This window comes from Aquimarina sp. MMG015 (assembly GCF_018100855.1).
Taxonomy (GTDB): Bacteria; Bacteroidota; Bacteroidia; order Flavobacteriales; family Flavobacteriaceae; genus Aquimarina; species Aquimarina latercula.
In genome coordinates this window covers 85,714-104,521 of record NZ_JAGJEB010000004.1, presented here as the reverse complement: position 1 = coordinate 104,521, position 18,808 = coordinate 85,714, and the positions used below count along the sequence as shown (strand labels likewise).

17 protein-coding genes are annotated in these 18,808 nt (G+C 32.1%); all 17 read left to right on the top strand.

The window, feature by feature from the left end:
* The first annotated feature begins 127 nt into the window (after positions 1-127).
* The 17 genes from J8L88_RS09310 to J8L88_RS09230 all read left to right on the top strand — a co-directional run bounded on the left by J8L88_RS09310 (position 128) and on the right by J8L88_RS09230 (position 18,627).
* Positions 128-1,102, top strand: a complete 975-nt coding sequence (locus J8L88_RS09310) for an NAD-dependent epimerase/dehydratase family protein (protein WP_118389125.1) — start codon at positions 128-130, stop codon at positions 1,100-1,102.
* 65 nt (positions 1,103-1,167) lie between these two features.
* On the top strand, positions 1,168-2,355 hold the full coding sequence (gene kbl / locus J8L88_RS09305) for a glycine C-acetyltransferase (protein WP_211060591.1): 1,188 nt from the start codon (positions 1,168-1,170) through the stop codon (positions 2,353-2,355).
* Between the two features lie 348 nt (positions 2,356-2,703).
* Entirely contained in the window at positions 2,704-3,534 is an 831-nt protein-coding gene (locus J8L88_RS09300; protein ID WP_027393089.1) for a prephenate dehydratase, read from the top strand.
* Complete coding sequence (locus tag J8L88_RS09295; protein ID WP_027393090.1) at positions 3,531-4,688, top strand: pyridoxal phosphate-dependent aminotransferase; 1,158 nt, start codon at positions 3,531-3,533, stop codon at positions 4,686-4,688. The genes J8L88_RS09300 and J8L88_RS09295 overlap by 4 nt, the downstream gene beginning before the upstream one ends.
* Entirely contained in the window at positions 4,685-5,533 is an 849-nt protein-coding gene (locus J8L88_RS09290; protein WP_118389133.1) for a prephenate dehydrogenase, read from the top strand. The genes J8L88_RS09295 and J8L88_RS09290 overlap by 4 nt, the downstream gene beginning before the upstream one ends.
* A gap of 47 nt (positions 5,534-5,580) precedes the next feature.
* Positions 5,581-6,663: a bifunctional 3-deoxy-7-phosphoheptulonate synthase/chorismate mutase type II gene (locus J8L88_RS09285; protein WP_211060590.1), complete on the top strand. Its 1,083-nt coding sequence runs from the start codon at positions 5,581-5,583 to the stop codon at positions 6,661-6,663.
* A gap of 50 nt (positions 6,664-6,713) precedes the next feature.
* On the top strand, positions 6,714-7,664 hold the full coding sequence (rsgA, locus tag J8L88_RS09280) for a ribosome small subunit-dependent GTPase A (protein ID WP_027393093.1): 951 nt from the start codon (positions 6,714-6,716) through the stop codon (positions 7,662-7,664).
* Positions 7,665-7,712: 48 nt separating this feature from the next.
* The gene (gene dtd / locus J8L88_RS09275; protein ID WP_211060589.1) at positions 7,713-8,165 is read left to right on the top strand and encodes a D-aminoacyl-tRNA deacylase; all 453 of its coding nucleotides are present in this window, start codon (positions 7,713-7,715) and stop codon (positions 8,163-8,165) included.
* Between the two features lie 28 nt (positions 8,166-8,193).
* Positions 8,194-10,116, top strand: a complete 1,923-nt coding sequence (locus J8L88_RS09270; protein WP_211060588.1) for a DUF3857 domain-containing protein — start codon at positions 8,194-8,196, stop codon at positions 10,114-10,116.
* 20 nt (positions 10,117-10,136) lie between these two features.
* The gene (locus tag J8L88_RS09265) at positions 10,137-12,161 is read left to right on the top strand and encodes a DUF3857 domain-containing protein (RefSeq protein WP_211060587.1); all 2,025 of its coding nucleotides are present in this window, start codon (positions 10,137-10,139) and stop codon (positions 12,159-12,161) included.
* 3 nt (positions 12,162-12,164) lie between these two features.
* The gene (locus tag J8L88_RS09260; RefSeq protein ID WP_211060586.1) at positions 12,165-12,491 is read left to right on the top strand and encodes a nucleotide pyrophosphohydrolase; all 327 of its coding nucleotides are present in this window, start codon (positions 12,165-12,167) and stop codon (positions 12,489-12,491) included.
* Positions 12,491-12,745 (top strand): hypothetical protein, encoded by a 255-nt coding sequence (locus J8L88_RS09255; protein WP_233557547.1) that lies wholly within the window; start codon positions 12,491-12,493, stop codon positions 12,743-12,745. Before J8L88_RS09260 ends, J8L88_RS09255 begins: the two co-directional genes overlap by 1 nt.
* 1 nt (position 12,746) lies before the next feature.
* Entirely contained in the window at positions 12,747-13,967 is a 1,221-nt protein-coding gene (locus J8L88_RS09250) for a 3-phosphoshikimate 1-carboxyvinyltransferase (protein ID WP_211060585.1), read from the top strand.
* Between the two features lie 80 nt (positions 13,968-14,047).
* A complete protein-coding gene (gene queA / locus J8L88_RS09245; protein ID WP_027393098.1) occupies positions 14,048-15,097 on the top strand; it encodes a tRNA preQ1(34) S-adenosylmethionine ribosyltransferase-isomerase QueA in 1,050 nt (349 codons plus the stop codon).
* 354 nt (positions 15,098-15,451) lie between these two features.
* A complete protein-coding gene (locus J8L88_RS09240) occupies positions 15,452-16,423 on the top strand; it encodes a chalcone isomerase family protein (protein WP_211060584.1) in 972 nt (323 codons plus the stop codon).
* 85 nt (positions 16,424-16,508) lie between these two features.
* On the top strand, positions 16,509-17,549 hold the full coding sequence (gene rlmN, locus J8L88_RS09235) for a 23S rRNA (adenine(2503)-C(2))-methyltransferase RlmN (protein ID WP_108802009.1): 1,041 nt from the start codon (positions 16,509-16,511) through the stop codon (positions 17,547-17,549).
* 100 nt (positions 17,550-17,649) lie between these two features.
* The gene (locus J8L88_RS09230) at positions 17,650-18,627 is read left to right on the top strand and encodes a polyprenyl synthetase family protein (protein ID WP_108802008.1); all 978 of its coding nucleotides are present in this window, start codon (positions 17,650-17,652) and stop codon (positions 18,625-18,627) included.
* Positions 18,628-18,808 lie beyond the last annotated feature (181 nt).

The following is an 18,808-nucleotide window of genomic DNA, read 5'->3' as shown; positions in this document are numbered from 1 at the left end:
AAAACGATATAATGGGCAATATAAAGGAATAATTACTTAAATATTGGTATATATCGGATATAAAAGTTGTATTTGCTAATTTAGTAAGTGAATAATACTTGTTGTGTGTTAAAATTTTAAGAGGAATATGGATACAAAAGTTTTAGTAATTGGAGCAAATGGACAATTAGGTTCCGTATTGACAAAAGAGCTTCAAAAAAAGTATACAATAGAAAATGTAATAGCTTCAGACCTTAGACAAAATGAGGATTTTAAAGGCATATTTGAAATTGTTGATGCTACTGATAGGAATAGGATTCAAGAAGTTATAGAAAGATATAAGATTACCCAAATTTATCATTTAGCGGCAATTTTATCAGCTAAAGGAGAGGAAACACCATTAGCTACTTGGGATATTAATATGAAGACTTTGTTTAATGTACTAGAGGTGTCAAGAAAAAATGATATCGATAAAGTATTTTTCCCAAGTTCAATTGCGGTATTTGGAGAAGGTGCACCTTTAGAAAACACACCAGATGATGCATATCTTAATCCTGCTACAGTATATGGTATTAGTAAAGCTGCGGGAGAAAATTGGGCACAGTATTATTTTCTTAGATATGGTTTAGATGTTAGGTCTATAAGGTATCCTGGTGTGATTGGTTATCAATCGTTACCTGGAGGAGGTACAACCGATTATGCGGTAGATATATATCATAAAGCAGTACTAGGAGAAGACTTTGATTGCTTCTTAAAAGAAGATACGATGCTTCCAATGATTTTTATGGAGGATGCTATTAGAGCTACGATAGAATTAATGGAGGCGCCAAAAGAAAATATAGCAGTAAGAACATCTTATAATATTTCGGGAATTAGTTTTTCTCCGGAAAATGTAGTCTCCGAAATTCGTAAATTATACCCTGATTTTAATGTAAATTATACCCCTGATTTCCGACAAGAAATAGCTTCTAGATGGCCAAAATCAATTAGTGATATTTCTGCTAAAAAAGATTGGGGATGGCAACCACGTTATGATCTCAAAGATATTACTGAAATTATGATTGAAAAACTACAACAGAAATATAAAACAGGTTCAAAAAGTAAAGAACTTCTAATGTTTTAGAAATTTTGTTTTATAGACTTATAATTTGAGTTTAATTAGTAAATAATAAAATAAAGAATACCGTAATGTTTTCAAATATTAAAGACGATTTACAAAAAGAGTTAGATGATATTAAATCTGCTGGCTTGTATAAATCAGAAAGAGTAATAACTACTCCACAAGGAGCAGAAATAGATACTACAAACACAAAACATGTTTTAAATTTTTGTGCAAATAATTATTTAGGACTTTCTTCTCATCCAGATGTTATAAAAGCGGGTAAGGATGCTATAGATTCTCATGGATATGGATTATCTTCTGTAAGGTTTATTTGTGGTACCCAGGATATTCATAAAGAATTAGAACGGAAAACTGCAGAATTCCTTGGAATGGAAGATTGTATTCTATATGCAGCAGCTTTTGATGCAAATGGAGGAGTGTTTGAACCTATTCTTACAGCGGAGGATGCTATTATTTCAGATTCATTGAATCATGCTTCTATAATTGATGGGATCAGATTGTGTAAGGCAAAGCGTTTTAGATATGAACATAATAATATGGTGGATCTAGAAAAACAATTACAAGCAGCAAAAGGATCTAGAAGGGTATTGATTGTAACAGATGGTTCTTTTTCTATGGATGGAACCATTGCGCAATTGGATAAAATTTGTGATTTGGCTGATACATATGAAGCCATGGTGATGATCGATGAGTGTCACTCTACAGGTTTTCTTGGAAAAACTGGACGTGGAACTCATGAGTACCGGGATGTAATGGGAAGAATTGATATTATAACAGGTACTTATGGTAAGGCGCTTGGTGGAGCTTCTGGGGGTTTTACAGCAGCAAGAAAAGAAATTGTAGATATGCTAAGGCAACGATCTAGGCCTTATCTGTTTTCTAATACAGTAGCACCATCAATTGTAGGAGCTTCGATTAAAGTACTTGATTTGTTAAGTTCTTCAACTGTACTTAGAGATAAATTGGAGGAGAATACTAAATATTTTAGATCAGAAATGACTGCTGCAGGATTTGATATAGTATCTGGAGATCATCCTATAGTTCCTGTGATGCTTTATGAAGCTACTTTAGCGCAAGAGTTTGCTGCAAAATTATTAGATGAGGGAATTTATGTTATTGGATTTTTCTATCCCGTGGTACCAAAAGGTAAAGCTCGTATAAGAGTACAATTATCTGCTGGACATGATCGACATCACTTAGAAAAAGCAGTAAAAGCATTTACTAAAGTAGGTAAAGAGCTGGGAGTAATATAATTACTAACGTTTGTTAGTGTTTAAAAACTTAAAAGATTCTTATTGTACAGGTTGATTTGTTTAAAATATTTCATTGATTCATATTAAAAATTTGATATTTGATGATAATAGGTTTGAATCAATGAAAAAAATGAAAAAATATTTTGTATGGTAATAGTTTTAGCTAATTTAGCAACGTATTAAAGAAACAACAATGAGCAATTTGTTTACTTGGAACCGATTTTATTTTTTCTTCTTTTATTTTAAAAGTAAGATCGGGATCGCTATGTAAATGAATAAGCCAAAATTTATAAATTAGAATCCCGATGAAAAATCGGGATTTTTTTTTGAAATAAAAATTTAAAACGTTTGAGAAAGAAAGTTGCTATACAAGGAATAAAAGGATCATATCATCATGGGGTTGCCCAAGCATATTTTGGTGATCAAATAGATGTAGATGAATGTATGTCTTTTCAAGAACTGGTTCATAGTCTAGAGAGAAAGAAAAGTACTGATGCTGTGATGGCAATAGAGAACTCTATCGCAGGCTCGATTATTCCTAATTATGCATATATTGATGAACATAATCTAACAATATGTGGGGAGTATTTTCAGCCAATTCATCATTGTTTAATGGCTTTAGAGGGACAAGAAATCTCCGATATAAAAGAGGTATATTCTCATCCTATGGCTTTGCTTCAGTGCAAAGAATTTTTTAGAGACCAACCACATATTAAATTAGTAGAAGATTCAGATACCGCAGATGTTGCAAAAAGAATTCAAGAACAAGGATTAAAAGGCGTTGCTGCTGTGGCAGGAGAAACTGCTGCTAATATTTATCAATTAAATGTTTTAGCAAAAGAAATTCAGACAATTAAATCAAATTGTACACGATTCTTTATACTAACAACTAGAGAAGATTCTGGAGTGGATAGTAAAGAAATTAATAAAGCATCTTTAAAATTTTTAACGGATCATAAAAGAGGAAGTTTAGCAACAGTTCTTAATGTTATGAGCGATTGTGGTTTGAACCTTACTAAGATTCAGTCATTGCCGGTAATTAACATGCCTTGGAAATATTCCTTTTTTGTAGATGTTACGTTTAGTGCATATGAGGATTATCAAAAAGCTGTTTCTTTATTAAAAATAATGGCATTAGAATTTAAAATTTTAGGAGAATATAAAAATCAAAACGGATGAGTATTCAAACTGCAAAAAGATTAGAAACGGTTGAGGAATATTATTTCTCTAAAAAATTACGAGAGGTAAGGGCGCTAGCGGCTTCAGGTAAGCCAATTCTAAATATGGCTATAGGTAGTCCCGATCTGGATCCACCTAAAAAAGTTGTAGAAGCTATTCAAAATGCCGTTGTTTTAGATGGAGCTCACAAGTACCAAAGTTATCAGGGGATCCCAGAATTACGGGAAGCTATTTCAAACTTTTACGAAAATAAATATAAGGTAGTTCTAGATCCAGAAAATGAAATTTTACCCTTGATGGGATCCAAAGAGGGAATTATGCATATATCATTAACGTATCTTAATGAAGGAGATGAGGTTTTGGTTCCCAATCCTGGATATCCCACATATACATCTGTAACTAATTTAGTTGGAGCCAAACCTGTTTATTACGATTTGGTGGCGGAGAATGGGTGGGAACCAGATTTAAAAGCTTTAGCTAAAAATGATTTAAGTAAGGTGAAAATTATGTGGATTAATTACCCCCACATGCCCACGGGAGCCAATGGTAGTATGGATTTGTTTAAAAAGTTAGTAGATTTTGCAACAAATCATAATATTTTATTGATTAATGATAATCCTTACAGCTTTGTTCTAAATGATAACCCAATAAGTATTCTATCTGTTCCTGGAGCTAAAAATGTTGCACTTGAGCTAAATTCGTTGAGTAAGACATTTAATATGGCCGGATGGAGAGTAGGAATGGTTAATGGAAGTCAGGAAAAAATTGAAGCTATTCTAAAAGTAAAAAGTAATATGGATAGTGGTATGTTTCAAGGGATTCAGAAAGGAGCTATAGCTGCATTGAATATATCTGATGATTGGTATTCTAATATGAATGCTATTTATAAAGAACGTAGAAAGTTAATCTGGGAATTAGCTTCAATTCTTGGTTGCAACTATGATAAAACAGCGACAGGAATGTTTGTTTGGGCAAAACTACCAAAAGGAATTAACGCTGTTGAGTTTATCGATACGATATTATATGAAAATAGTGTTTTTATAACTCCAGGTGATATTTTTGGAAGTAATGGAGCAGGTTATATTCGTTTTTCTTTATGTGTTACTAAAGAGAATATAAACGAAGCAATAAAAAGATTACAAGTAGAAGCATGAAAGTATTCATAATAGGTATTGGGTTGATAGGAGGTTCGTTTGCAATTGATGTCAAAGCGGCATTTAACGAAGCGAAAATTTACGGTATAGATAAAAATGAAGAGCATTTGGATAAAGCAATTTCTCTTGGGTTAATCGATGAGAAAGCAAATTTTTCAGCATTAGAAAAAGCAGATGTTGTTATAACTTCGATTCCGGTAGATGTAACCGTGAAACTATTACCGGAAATTTTAGATATTATACATGATGACTGTTTGGTATTTGATGTAGGTTCTACTAAGAAGAAATTATGTAATTCAGTAAGTGATCACCCGAAACGAAGAAATTATTTGGCGGCACATCCGATAGCCGGAACAGAGTTTTCAGGACCGCAGGCAGCAATTGCTAATTTGTATAGAGGTAAAACTAACATTATTTGTGAAGTAGAAAAGACGGCTTTTAAATTACAGGAGCGCGGAATGGAGATTTTTACAAGATTAGGAATGAGGATACGATATATGGACCCTGCTTCTCATGATAAACATATTGCATATGTATCTCATTTGTCACATATTAGTTCTTTTATGTTAGGAAAAACCGTAATTGAGAAAGAAAAGAATGAACGTGATATTTTTGATATGGCAGGTAGTGGGTTTGCATCTACGGTAAGATTAGCTAAAAGTTCTCCCGAAATGTGGGCACCCATTTTTAAACACAATAAAGAAAATGTAGTCGAAACTTTAACTGAGTATATAGCAAATCTCACACAGTTTAAAGAGTTGATGGAAGAAGATAATTTTGTAGAAATTTATAAAGAAATGGAAGACACTAATCATATAAGAACAATTTTGAAAGGAATTTCATAAAATAACCACTTAAAAACAGATTATTAATAGAGAATAAAAAAATAAAAATGGAGAATAAAAAAGAACTTAGAAACTGGTTAGACGAATACAACTTGGATCACCCATTGGTGATAGGAGGGCCTTGTAGTGCAGAAACAGAAGAACAAGTAGTTAAGATAGCGCATCAACTTAAAGATTCTGACGCTACAGTGTTGCGTGCTGGAATTTGGAAACCAAGAACTAGACCAGGTAATTTTGAAGGTGTTGGAGCTTTAGGGTTGAAATGGTTACAGCGAGCTAAAGAAGAAACAGGAATGAAGATAGCTACTGAGGTAGCAAATCCTCATCATGTAGAATTGGCCCTAGAACATGGAGTAGATGTATTATGGATAGGTGCCAGAAGTACAGTTTCTCCTTTTATAGTGCAAGATATTGCAGAGGCTTGTAGAGGGATTGATAATCCAGTATTGATCAAGAATCCAATTAATCCAGATCTATCACTTTGGTTAGGAGCTGTAGAGCGTTTTTATACGTGCGATGTTAAAAATTTGGGGGTAATACATAGAGGGTTTTCGACATATGAAAAAACGAAGTACCGTAATATCCCAGAATGGCAAATACCAATTGATTTGCAAAATCGTTTTCCAGATTTACCACTTATTTTAGATCCATCCCATATTGCGGGAAGAAGAGACTTGATTTTTGACCTTTCGCAGACGGCTTTAGATCTAAATTTTGATGGATTAATAGTCGAAACGCATTATGATCCAGATAATGCTTGGAGTGATGCCGCGCAACAGATTACACCAGAAACTTTAGTTCAACATATGAAAGATTTAAGAATTCGTAAAGAAGTAGGAGTCGATGAATCATACCAAAGAACTTTAAATGAATTACGTGCAAAAATCGATGTAGCCGATAATCAATTATTAGATGTTTTGTCCAGAAGAATGAAAATTTCTGATGAGATTGGTAAAGCCAAAGCTAAACAGAATGTTGCGATATTGCAGTCTAAACGTTGGAATGAAATTTTAGGTAAAATGATTCTTGAAGGAGAAGAAAAGGGATTAAGTGAAGAGTTCATGTTAAGAATTTATAAAGCAATCCATCAAGAGTCTATAAATCATCAGAAAAAAGTAGCTAAATCTTAAATGTGTATAATACCTATTGGGTATAGAGATTTATTTGCATCTTTGCGTTTATGACAGGAACCGTTTATAAATCTACCGGAAGTTGGTATACCGTTAAAACTGATAACGGCACTGTATATGAGTGTCGTATAAAAGGTAAATTTAGAATAAAAGGTATAAAAAGTACCAATCCAGTTTCTGTAGGCGATAGGGTGGATTTTAAGGTAGAAACTAATAATGATAGAGAAACCGGTGTTATAGAAAATATAAGAGAACGCCGGAATTATATTATTAGAAAATCAGTAAATCTTTCTAAACAAACTCACATCATTGCGGCAAACATTGATGTGGTTTTTTTATTAGTAACTCTTAATAATCCACCAACTTTTACGGCTTTTATAGATCGTTTTTTAGTTACTGCAGAGGCCTATGATATTAAGGCAATTTTATTGTTTAATAAAATTGACACTTATGATGAAGATGAACTCCTAGAAATAAAGTATCTAGCTGCTTTATATAGAAATATAGGATATGAGTGTATAGGGATATCTGCAAAAACAGGAAAAAATATTGACAAAGTTAAAACCTTAATGGAAGGTCAAGTGAGTATGTTTTCTGGACATAGTGGTGTGGGAAAATCTACATTGGTTAATTTAATAGAGCCTAATTTATCTCTTAAAACAGCCGAAATTAGTGATCAACATCAACAAGGACAACATACTACTACTTTTGCTGAAATGTATGACCTTAGTTTTGATGCTAAGATTATTGATACTCCGGGTATCAAAGGTTTTGGAATCGTCGATATGGATAAAGAAGAAGTTGGAGACTATTTTCCAGAATTTTTCGAACTAAAACAACAATGTAAGTTTAATAATTGTCTACATATAAATGAACCAAAATGTGCTGTTAAAGAAGCGCTAGATAAGGAAGAGATCGCTTGGTCTCGATATAAAAGTTATTTGCAAATCCTCGAAGGAGAAGAAGAGCATTATCGAAAAAATAATTACGATGAAGAATAAAATTTTATTTTTCAGGGTAACATTTCCTCTATAAAAGACACATACATAATGAGAGCTGTAATTCAAAGAGTTTCTGAAGCATCAGTTAAAGTAAAAGGAGACAAGATTTCGAAGATTGGTTTGGGTCTTCTCATCTTGTTAGGAGTTGAAGATGAAGATTCTAAAGATGATGTATTATGGTTATCAGGAAAAATAAGTCGGCTAAGAATATTTAGTGATGAGAATAATATGATGAATAATAGTATTCTTGATATTGATGGAGACGCAATAGTAGTTAGTCAATTTACATTACATGCGAGCACTAAAAAAGGAAATAGGCCGAGTTTTATTAAAGCTGCAAAGCCAGAAAAAGCAATTTCTTTATATGAAGAATTTATAAAAGAGCTAGAAAAAAACTTAAAAAAGAAAGTAGGAACTGGAGTTTTTGGAGCAGACATGAAGGTTTCATTACTTAACGACGGACCAGTAACCATAATTATTGATACTAAGAACAAAGAATAATTAATCACACCCCAGAATAAAATTTGATATGCTTAAAAAATTACAACTAATTTTAGTTGCCTTTTTCCTGTGTACTTTTTCAGGAATTAATAGCCAAGAAGATTTTAGTTTACAGGTCATACTTTTAGACTCAATACTTACGGATAATGCAAATGCTATAGTAAGATCAGAAGATGTTGTAATAGAGATTAATTCTATAAATTCTGTTGTAGTTAAAACAAAGCGGATTGTAACTGTATTGAATAAATATGGTAATCGTTTAGCTGATTCTTATGAGCCTTATGACCCCGAAACAAAAATAAAAAGAGCACGCGCCACAGTCTTTAATGCTTTAGGTCAAGAAATCAAGAAGTTTAAGAGAAAAGACTTTAGTGATAGAAGTATGTATGATGGATTTTCTTTAATAGGAGATAATCGATTTATTTATTTTGAACATACTCCAGTGGAGTATCCCTATACATTGGTTTATGAAAGTGAGGTAGAAACTAAAAATTCGGCATTTATAGAACCTTGGTTTCCTATTACCGATTATGGTTTAAGTATCGAGAACACATCTTATACTATTATTAATCCTAAAAAAATACCTTTAAGAACAAAAGAAAAGGCATTTGAAGGATATTCAGTAGAAATTAAAAAAGTAAATCAAGAAGTATCTTATACTTTATCTAGAGTTCCCGCCCTTAAAAAAGAATACCAAAGCCCTTCTTTTTCGGAACTGGTACCTACAGGTAAAATAACTTTAGGAAGTTTTTCTTTAGTTAATGTTGAAGGTGCAGCAGATGATTGGGAAACTATGGGTAAATGGCAATATCAAAATTTGGTTTCTGGAAGAGATGAATTGCCAGAAGAGGTCATCAAAAAAATATCTGATTTAGTTTCGGACGCTACTTCTAAAAAAGAAAAGGCAAAATTGATTTATGAGTATGTGCAAAACAAGACTAGATACATAAGTGTGCAATTGGGAATTGGGGGATGGATGCCCATGAAAGCAGAAGATGTAGATAGATTGGGGTATGGAGATTGTAAAGCTTTAACAAATTATACAAAAGCGCTTTTAGAATCTCAAGATATTAAAGCGTATTATACTATCGTATATGGAGATTCTAAAAAAAGAGATATAGATAATGATTTTGCTTCAATGCAAGGTAATCATGTAATTTTAAATATACCTGATGTAGATAACGAAGAAGATATTTGGTTAGAATGTACAAGTCAAACTGCTCCATTTAATTTTATTGGAGATTTTACTGATGATCGAGATGTTCTAGTTATTACACCAGATGGGGGGAAAATTAAAAGAACTAAAAAATATAAACCAGAAGAAAACACCTTAGATACTAAAGCAACAATTTACTTGCAAGAAGATGCTTCCATGGTAGGTGAAGTTACTTCAACATCTAAAGGGTTACAGTATGACTGGAGGTATTTAACAAAATTAAAGTCTGTTAAAGATCAAAAACTATATTATAAAGAGTATTGGGATTACATCAATAATCTAAATGTTATGTCTTTGGAACTTAGTGACAATAAGGATGATGTTATCTATAATGAGACAGTGAAGGTAAATGCTACAAATTATGCTACCAAAGCTGGCAGTAGGCTTTTAATTATACCTAATGTTTTTAATAGAGTTAACAGTAAGAAGCCTAAATATAAAGACAGAAAAACAGCTCTGGTAATCTCTAGAGGGTATGTTGATACAGACGAATATATAATAAAGGTGCCCGTAGGGTATATAGTTAATAAACTTCCTCAGGAAAAAGTATTTGAAACAATTTTTGGGACATATTCTTGTAGTATAGAGCAAGTGGATCAATCTACTCTTAAGTATGTTAGAAAATTAAGAATCAACGACGGTAGATATCCTAAAGAAAAGTATGAAGAATATAGACAATTTATGTCTAAAATCCAGAAAGCTGATAAAACGAAAATAGTACTAAAACAACAATAACAACTAATCAATCAATATCAATGGGAAAATTACATAAAGCAATTATAATTGTATTGCTGATGGTATCAGTAAATACAATTGCACAAGAATATAAGTTTGGTAAAGTATCAAAAGCAGAATTAATCGAAAAATCATATCCACTAGATAGTTCAGCAAATGCTGCAGTGTTATATGAAAATAAGAAGGTTTATTATAACTTTAATCAGCAAAACGGTTTTCAGTTAATAACAGAAGTGTTTAAGCGTATTAAGCTTTATAATAAAAACGGTTCTGATCATGCAACAGAAGAGATTTTTTTGTATAAATATGGAGGGAATAAAGAGAAAGTGAGTGGTCTTAAAGGGGTTACTTATTCTTATGTAGGAGATAAAATCATAGAAACTAAATTAAAGAAAGACGGTATATTTAAAAATGAATACACAGAAAATAGAGATCAGATAAAATTTACAATGCCATCCCTACAAGATGGGTCTGTAATAGAGTTTAAATATAAAATCACGTCTCCTTTTGTTTACAGTATCGATAGAATTTACTTGCAAAATATAATACCGATAAATAAGCTTGAAGTTCAAATTAAGATGCCGGAATATTTTAATTTCAAGAAACTTACTAGTGGGTATTTACCAATAAATCTTAAGGAGTCAAGTGCTCAAGATGTTATTAATCTGACATCAAAGTCTAGGTCAAGTGGTGTAAGTACCCAAGGTAGAAATACTAAGTACTCCAATAGTAAAGTTGATTATCGTATTAATATTAATACAATTAATTCATCTAGTATTCCTGCGTTTAAATATGAGCCATATTCTGGAAATATACAGAATTATATATCCTCAATTAATTATGAGTTATCTTATGTTAAATATCCTAATGAACCGGCAGATTACCGTTCAACCACTTGGGAAGATGTTGCAAAAACTATTTATGAAAACCCAAGTTTTGGAGATGAGCTTAAAAGAAATAATTATTATAAAGAAGATATAAACAAACTAGTAAGTGATGTTAGTAGTGAATTAGACAAAACTGTAAAGATTTATGATTATTTGAAGAAAAAGATGTCTTGGGATAAGAGAAGAGGAGTTTTTACAAAAATAGGAACTAAAAAGGCTTATAAAGAAAATACTGGTAGTGTAGCCGAAATAAATTTAATGCTTACTTCTATGCTTGTTTATGCAGGTGTTGATGCTAATCCAGTGATTTGTAGTACAAGTGATAAGGTAATTTCATTGTTCCCAACAATTGATGGTTTTAATTATGTAATAAGTAGGGTTAAGCTAGCAGATGGTAGCTTAATATATTTAGATGCCACCGACAAACATGGAGTTCCTAATGTTTTGCCAGATAGAATTATAAAAGGAATGGGAAGAGTAATTGCTAAAAATGGTACTTCCCAAATGGTTAATTTTCGACCAGTAAAACCTTCTGTTAAATCCTATAGAATGCAATGTGAAATAGATCAAGAAGGTATTGCAAAAGGTAAATTAAGTGTTGATTATAAGGATTATGTAGCTCATAGTTATAGAGTTGAAAATTCATCTAAAGATGATGAAAGCAAAGCGGAGCGTTTTGAGAAAAAATATGGAATTACTGAATTAGAAGAATACACGGTAAAAGGAGTGAACCAGTATGGAAAAGGTGTTAATGAAAAATTTAATTTTGTAATAGAAGATCAAATAGAGGCTATTGATAACGAGATATTCTTTTCACCTTTATTATTTTTGAGGGATAAAGAAAATGTTTTTAAATCTGATGACAGAAAATATCCTATAGATTTCGGGTATGGTTTTTCAAATAAATATATGGTAAATATTAAAATACCTGAAGGGTATGAGGTTGTGGAGTATCCAAAAACATCAGCATTTAAATTACCAGATAATATGGGTAAATTTGTCTTTAGATCAAATGTTTCTAATGGGGTAATTCAGGTTATGGTGGATGAAACAGTTACATCTCCAGTAATTCCGGCTAACTATTACCCAACTATTAAGGAATTCTATAATCAAGTGATAAAAAAAGAGAACGAACAAGTAGTTCTTAAAAAAATATAAAGAATGGATATTCAAAATGCGCAAAAAGCGGTAGATGATTGGATTAAGAATCATGGAGTAAGATATTTTAATGAGCTTACCAATATGGCACAACTTACCGAAGAAGTAGGAGAAGTGGCAAGGATAATAGCGCGCAGATATGGTGAGCAAAGTGAAAAAGAAAGTGATAAAAATAAAGATTTAGGAGAAGAACTAGCAGATGTTATGTTTGTAGTATTATGCTTAGCAAACCAAACGGGTATCGATCTTCAAGAAGCTTTCGATAAAAAGTTGGATATTAAGACAAAAAGAGATCACGATCGTCACCATAATAATAATAAATTAAAATAATGTTTAAATCAATTATTTCCTCAAAAAGATATTGGAAATCTGTACTTCTTTTAGGTCTTGTTTTTGTTGTGTTGTTTAGTATTATTGAACATTTAATGCAATATGGTGGCTTGGCATTCGATACTTTTATAGATGAAAAAATAAATAATGGTCTTTGGGTAAGGTATATAACTTCTCGTGTTGTAGGAGGATTAACATATGGGATGATTCTGGGGTATTATTTTGAATTAAGAAAACGTAAATCCAATAGATAAAATGAATTTGAAATTAAATCACATTTCGAATATTAAGGATAATGTTCTACAAATTACTGGTTCTAAAAGTGAGACAAACAGATTGTTAATCTTACAATCATTGTATCCTGAAATTAAAATAGAGAATATATCAAATAGTGATGATTCAGAATTAATGCAGGCGGCATTGGCAAGTACTGATGAGGTAATCGATATTCACCATGCGGGTACAGCAATGAGGTTTCTTACAGCTTATTTTGCAGTAAAGAATGGTAGAGAAACTATTCTGACTGGGAGTAAAAGAATGCAAGAGCGACCAATAAAAATCCTAGTAGATGCACTTAGGCAATTAGGATGTGAAATAACTTATGAGAAAGAAGAAGGATATCCGCCAATTAGAATTATTGGAAAAGAACCAAAAACAAATAAGGTTTCTTTAGCCGCGAATGTAAGCAGCCAGTATATTTCTGCTTTAATGTTGATTGCATCTTCTTTGCCGGAAGGTTTGGAGATCGTTTTAGAGGGAAAAGTAACCTCGATTCCTTACATAAAAATGACTTTAAGTTTGCTTAAGGATGTTGGGATTCAAGGAACTTTCGAAAATAATGTTATTAATATACATCCTTTAAAAGTAGCTACACCAAAATTGGTTGTTGTAGAATCAGATTGGAGTTCTGCTTCTTATTTTTATAGTATTGTGGCTTTGTCGGACAATAGGAGTGTTACTTTGGGTAGTTATAAGCAAAATAGTTACCAAGGGGATTCTGCGTTAGCGCAGATATACAAAAAACTAGGGGTAGAAACTACTTTTCATAACAATCAAATAACACTAACCAAAAGTTCTGCGGCTATCGAGTCAGATGAGTTACAATTAGATTTATCTAATTCTCCAGATATTGCACAGACTATTGCTGTTACTTGTTTTGGGCTAGGTAAATCGTGTTATCTTACTGGTTTGCATACATTAAAAATTAAAGAAACAGATAGATTAGAAGCGCTAAAGATAGAAATAGAAAAATTAGGAGGAAATGTTACAATTACTGATGATTCCTTAAGGTTGGCAGCTTCCAAATCAATTAAGTCAGAAATATCTATAGATACGTATCACGATCATCGTATGGCGATGGCTTTTGCTCCTTTAGCACTAAGAGAAACATTGCTTATTAATGATGCAGATGTGGTATCAAAATCGTACCCTGATTTTTGGAATGATTTGAAAAAATTAGATTTTAAAGTACTGTAAATAAAAATTTAAATGGTGATTTACTTGACAACCCCTATGTCGAGATTGTATATTTGCACCTCCAAAAAAAACAGACACTAATGAAGTTATCACATTTCAATTTTGACCTTCCACAAGATCTATTAGCAGAATATCCTTCAGAAAACAGGGATGAGGCACGTCTAATGGTTCTTAATAGAAAGGATCAAACAATAGAGCATAAACAGTTTAAAGATCTTATAGATTATTTCGAGCCTAATGATGTTATGGTTTTAAATAATACTAAAGTTTTTCCTGCTAGATTGTATGGTAACAAAGAAAAGACTGGAGCTAGAATTGAGGTGTTTTTATTACGTGAATTAAATTCAGAAACACGTCTTTGGGATGTGTTGGTAGACCCTGCTCGTAAGATCAGAATAGGAAACAAATTATACTTTGGAGATGATGAAAGTTTAGTTGCAGAGGTTATTGATAATACTACTTCTAGAGGAAGAACACTTCGTTTTTTATATGATGGATCATATGATGAGTTTAGACAAAAGCTTACGGACTTAGGAGAAACTCCTTTACCAAAATATATAAAAAGAGATGCAGAACCAGAAGATGAAGAAAGATATCAGACGATTTATGCAAAAAATGAAGGTGCGGTAGCAGCTCCAACCGCCGGATTGCATTTTTCTAAACATCTAATGAAGCGTTTGGAAATAAAAGGAGTAGACTTTGCAGAAATAACACTTCATGTTGGTTTAGGTACTTTTAATCCGGTAGAGGTAGAAGATTTATCTAAACATAAAATGGATAGTGAAGAGGCATATGTTACTGCTCGTGCAACAGAAACTATCAATAATGGAATTGCTAATAAGCAACGAATCTGTGCAGTGGGAACTACGGTTATGAGAGCATTAGAAAGTTCTGTTTCTTCAGATAATACTTTGAATGAGTTTAGAGGATGGACAAATAAGTTTATTTTTCCTCCTTACGATTTTAGTATAGCAAATAGTATGATTACGAACTTTCATACTCCAAAATCAACACTGTTAATGATGGTGTCTGCTTTTGCTGGTCATGATTTTATTAAGGAAGCTTATGAAGAAGCTGTAAAAGAAAAATATAAGTTTTACTCATATGGTGATGCAATGTTAATCATCTAACATTTTATAAAATGTATACTAAAAGGCTTCACTTTATTTTGTTTAAAAGTGGAGCCTTTTTGTTTGCTTATGTATTGTAAATCCTACATTTTGTATTGTGAGTACATAAAGTATAGATTTAAATATTTGTTGTAGAAATCTTAAAATTAATCAGTTATAATGTTTATTTCATAAAAAATAAGTATTTTGCGGAGCTTTTTGAAAAAATACGGTTTTACCGTAGTTTTAAAAAGAGTAAGATGTCGGTTAATTTGGTTTTTTGTCGAAAAAATGAATACAGCTAATTGTTGGTTCTATATTTTTGAAAAATTAATCGTTTCTTGCGAGCACCCTAAGTAATTTTAAAATTAACCTATGAACAGAATATTACACATTGTTTTATTTTTTGTAACCTTATTTTCATTTTCTCAAACCAAGGTAGGTAATCTTCACTATAATGATATAGATGTATTTGAAAATAATGAGCTAATGCTTAATGGAGCAGGAGAGCGAGAGAAACTCTATACAATCGGTTTATATTTGGATTTCGAAGTTGACGGAGTGGAAGATGGTCTTATGGTAGCCGATAAAGATGCTACGATGGCACTTACCATCAAGACAATTTCTGATATTACTAATGATGATTTAAAAGAGATTATTAGAAACGGATTAGAGCGAGCTACAGATGGAAACAGCTATTTGATGGAAGATCAAATAAGGGATTTTATCAAACTTCTTCCTAAAACAATTAACAAGTATGAGATTTTTAAAATTATATATACAAAAGATCAAAAGCTAACTTTGTATAAAAACAAAGAAAGACTTGGAGCTGTTACCAATAGTTTAGAGTTTAAGCAAGCTCTTTTTAAAATATGGTTAGGAGAGAATCCTGTTGATGTACAACTTAAAGAAGATTTGTTAGGAACGTATGATGCCAATCCAGTACTAGGACAATGGAAAGCATATGATAAAAAAACTGGAGTAGCGATCAATATAGTTCAATTATATATGATCAAAAATCAGGTTTTTGGTTCTATCCAACAGATGTTGCGTCAATCAGAAAGAGATGCAGTTTGTTACGAGTGTCAAGGTGATGATAAAAATCAACCAGTAGAAGGATTAGTTATACTTAAACACTTGAAGAATAAAAGTGAATTTAAGTACACTAATGGTAAGTTTACTGATATAAGAACTGGAAAAATATCCGAGTGCCAGATTTGGATTGATAAAGATGACAGCGATGTGCTTAATGTTAAGTATCGCGGTAGCGGTGGAGTGCAGCAATGGAAGCGTATTAAATCATCCAAAAAAGATAACAGAGAAGATTTTCGTACTGTAAAATTCTAATGCTAGATCCCCTCTAGCGATATTTCTTAAATAGTTTATACCTTCTGTTAGAGATCCTATATCTTTTACATACTTTTGCATATAAATGAAGTCAAAAAAAAGAGATATACGAGCTTTAACTAAAGAGCAATTACGCGAATTCTTTGTAGAAAGCGGAGATAAAGCTTTTCGCGGAAATCAAGTATACGAATGGTTGTGGAGTAAAGGAGCACATAGTTTTGATAATATGACGAATATTTCAAAAACTACAAGAGAAATACTCGAAGATAATTTTGTTATTAATCATATCAGTGTTGATCAAATGCAGCGAAGTACTGATGGCACGATTAAAAATGCCGTTAGACTTCATGATGGATTAGTAGTAGAATCTGTTTTAATTCCTACACCCACCAGAACTACTGCCTGCGTTTCTTCTCAAGTAGGTTGTAGTTTAGATTGTAGATTTTGTGCTACGGCACGTCTAAAAAGAATGAGAAACCTCAATCCAGATGAGATTTATGATCAAGTTGTTGCTATAGATAATGAAAGTAGATTATATCACAACCGCCCATTGTCCAATATTGTTTTTATGGGTATGGGTGAACCGTTGATGAATTATAATAATGTTATTAAAGCAATTGATAAGATTACTTCTCCAGAAGGACTAGGAATGTCTCCGAAAAGAATTACCGTTTCTACATCAGGAGTGCCAAAAATGATAAAAAAAATGGCCGATGACGAAGTACGGTTTAGGTTAGCTGTTTCGTTGCACTCGGCAATAGATGAAGTTAGGACTGCTATTATGCCGTTTAATGAGAATTTCCCACTTACAGACTTAAGAGAATCACTAGAGTACTGGTATGAGAAAACGAAAAGTAGGATTACATATGAATACGTTGTTTGGAAAGGTATAAATGATAGGAAAGAGGATATAAATGCGTTATTAAAGTTCTGTTCTTACGTTCCTTGTAAGGTTAATTTGATAGAGTATAATCCAATTGATGATGGAGAATTTCAACAAGCTCCTGATTCTGCGATAGAGCAATATATTAATGCATTAGAGTCTAGAGGTTTTGTGGTAAATGTTAGAAGAAGCAGAGGTAAAGATATTGATGCAGCTTGTGGACAATTGGCAAATAAATCTTAGAACATATCTTCCTTGTAAATTATTTATCAAGTGTTTTGACCCTAATTATGGATTGTACTATCTTCGCAACTAGTTAGAAAACAAAATAATCTACTTTAGATTGAAAGTTGTTGAGCAAATAAAATTACCTATAATTGATGAGATGGAGCTTTTTGAGCAAAAGTTTTCTCAATCAATGTATTCCAAAGTTGCTTTACTTAATAGGATTACTCATTATATAGTAAACAGAAAAGGAAAGCAGATGCGCCCTATGTTTGTTTTTCTCGTTGCTAAGATGGTATCTGGCGGAGAGGTTAAAGAACGTACTTATCGAGGAGCTTCTGTTATAGAACTGATACATACAGCAAGTCTTGTTCATGATGATGTAGTTGATGATTCTAATCGTAGAAGAGGTTTTTTTTCTGTAAATGCGCTTTGGAAAAATAAGATAGCCGTACTTATTGGTGATTATTTACTATCAAAAGGCATGTTAGTTTGTATTGATAACGATGATTTTGATTTATTAAAAATTATTTCAGTTGCAGTTAGAGAGATTGTAGAAGGGGAGTTGTTACAAATTGAAAAAGCAAGAAATCTTGATATTACAGAGGAAATCTATTATGAGATTATTCGTCAGAAAACAGCTACTTTAATAGCGGCATGTTGTAGCGTCGGTGCTTGTTCTGTGGAACCAGATTCTGATTCCGTAGAAAAGATGAGGAAGTTCGGAGAGCTAATTGGGATGGCGTTTCAAATCAAAGATGATTTATTTGATTATGGGGATACAGCAATAGGTAAACCTACGGGAATAGATATTAAGGAACAAAAAATGACATTGCCCCTAATCTATACTTTAAATCATTGCTCCAAAGAAAAAAAGAAATGGCTAATTAACTCTGTTAAAAATCATAATAAGAATAAAAAACGGGTAAAAGAAGTTATTGATTTTGTAAAAATAAGTGGAGGACTAGAATATGCTACAACTATAATGCATAAGTTTAAAGAAGAGGCGTTAACTATACTTTCAGAATATCCAGAATCCGAATATAAATCCTCTTTACAATTAATGGTTAATTACGTTATTGACCGTAAGAAATAATCTAAGCAGAATTCCAACATCCAAAATCAAGTAATTACCGTGTTTTTTATCTAAAAAACATAATTATGGTATTGGTTTTGATATTAATAGTTAATTATTTTTTTGTACCAAGACAACCTTTTTATTCTTTTTGACGTCTATCATTTAGAATAAAGTTGCTCGATTTTTAAATAAAAATATC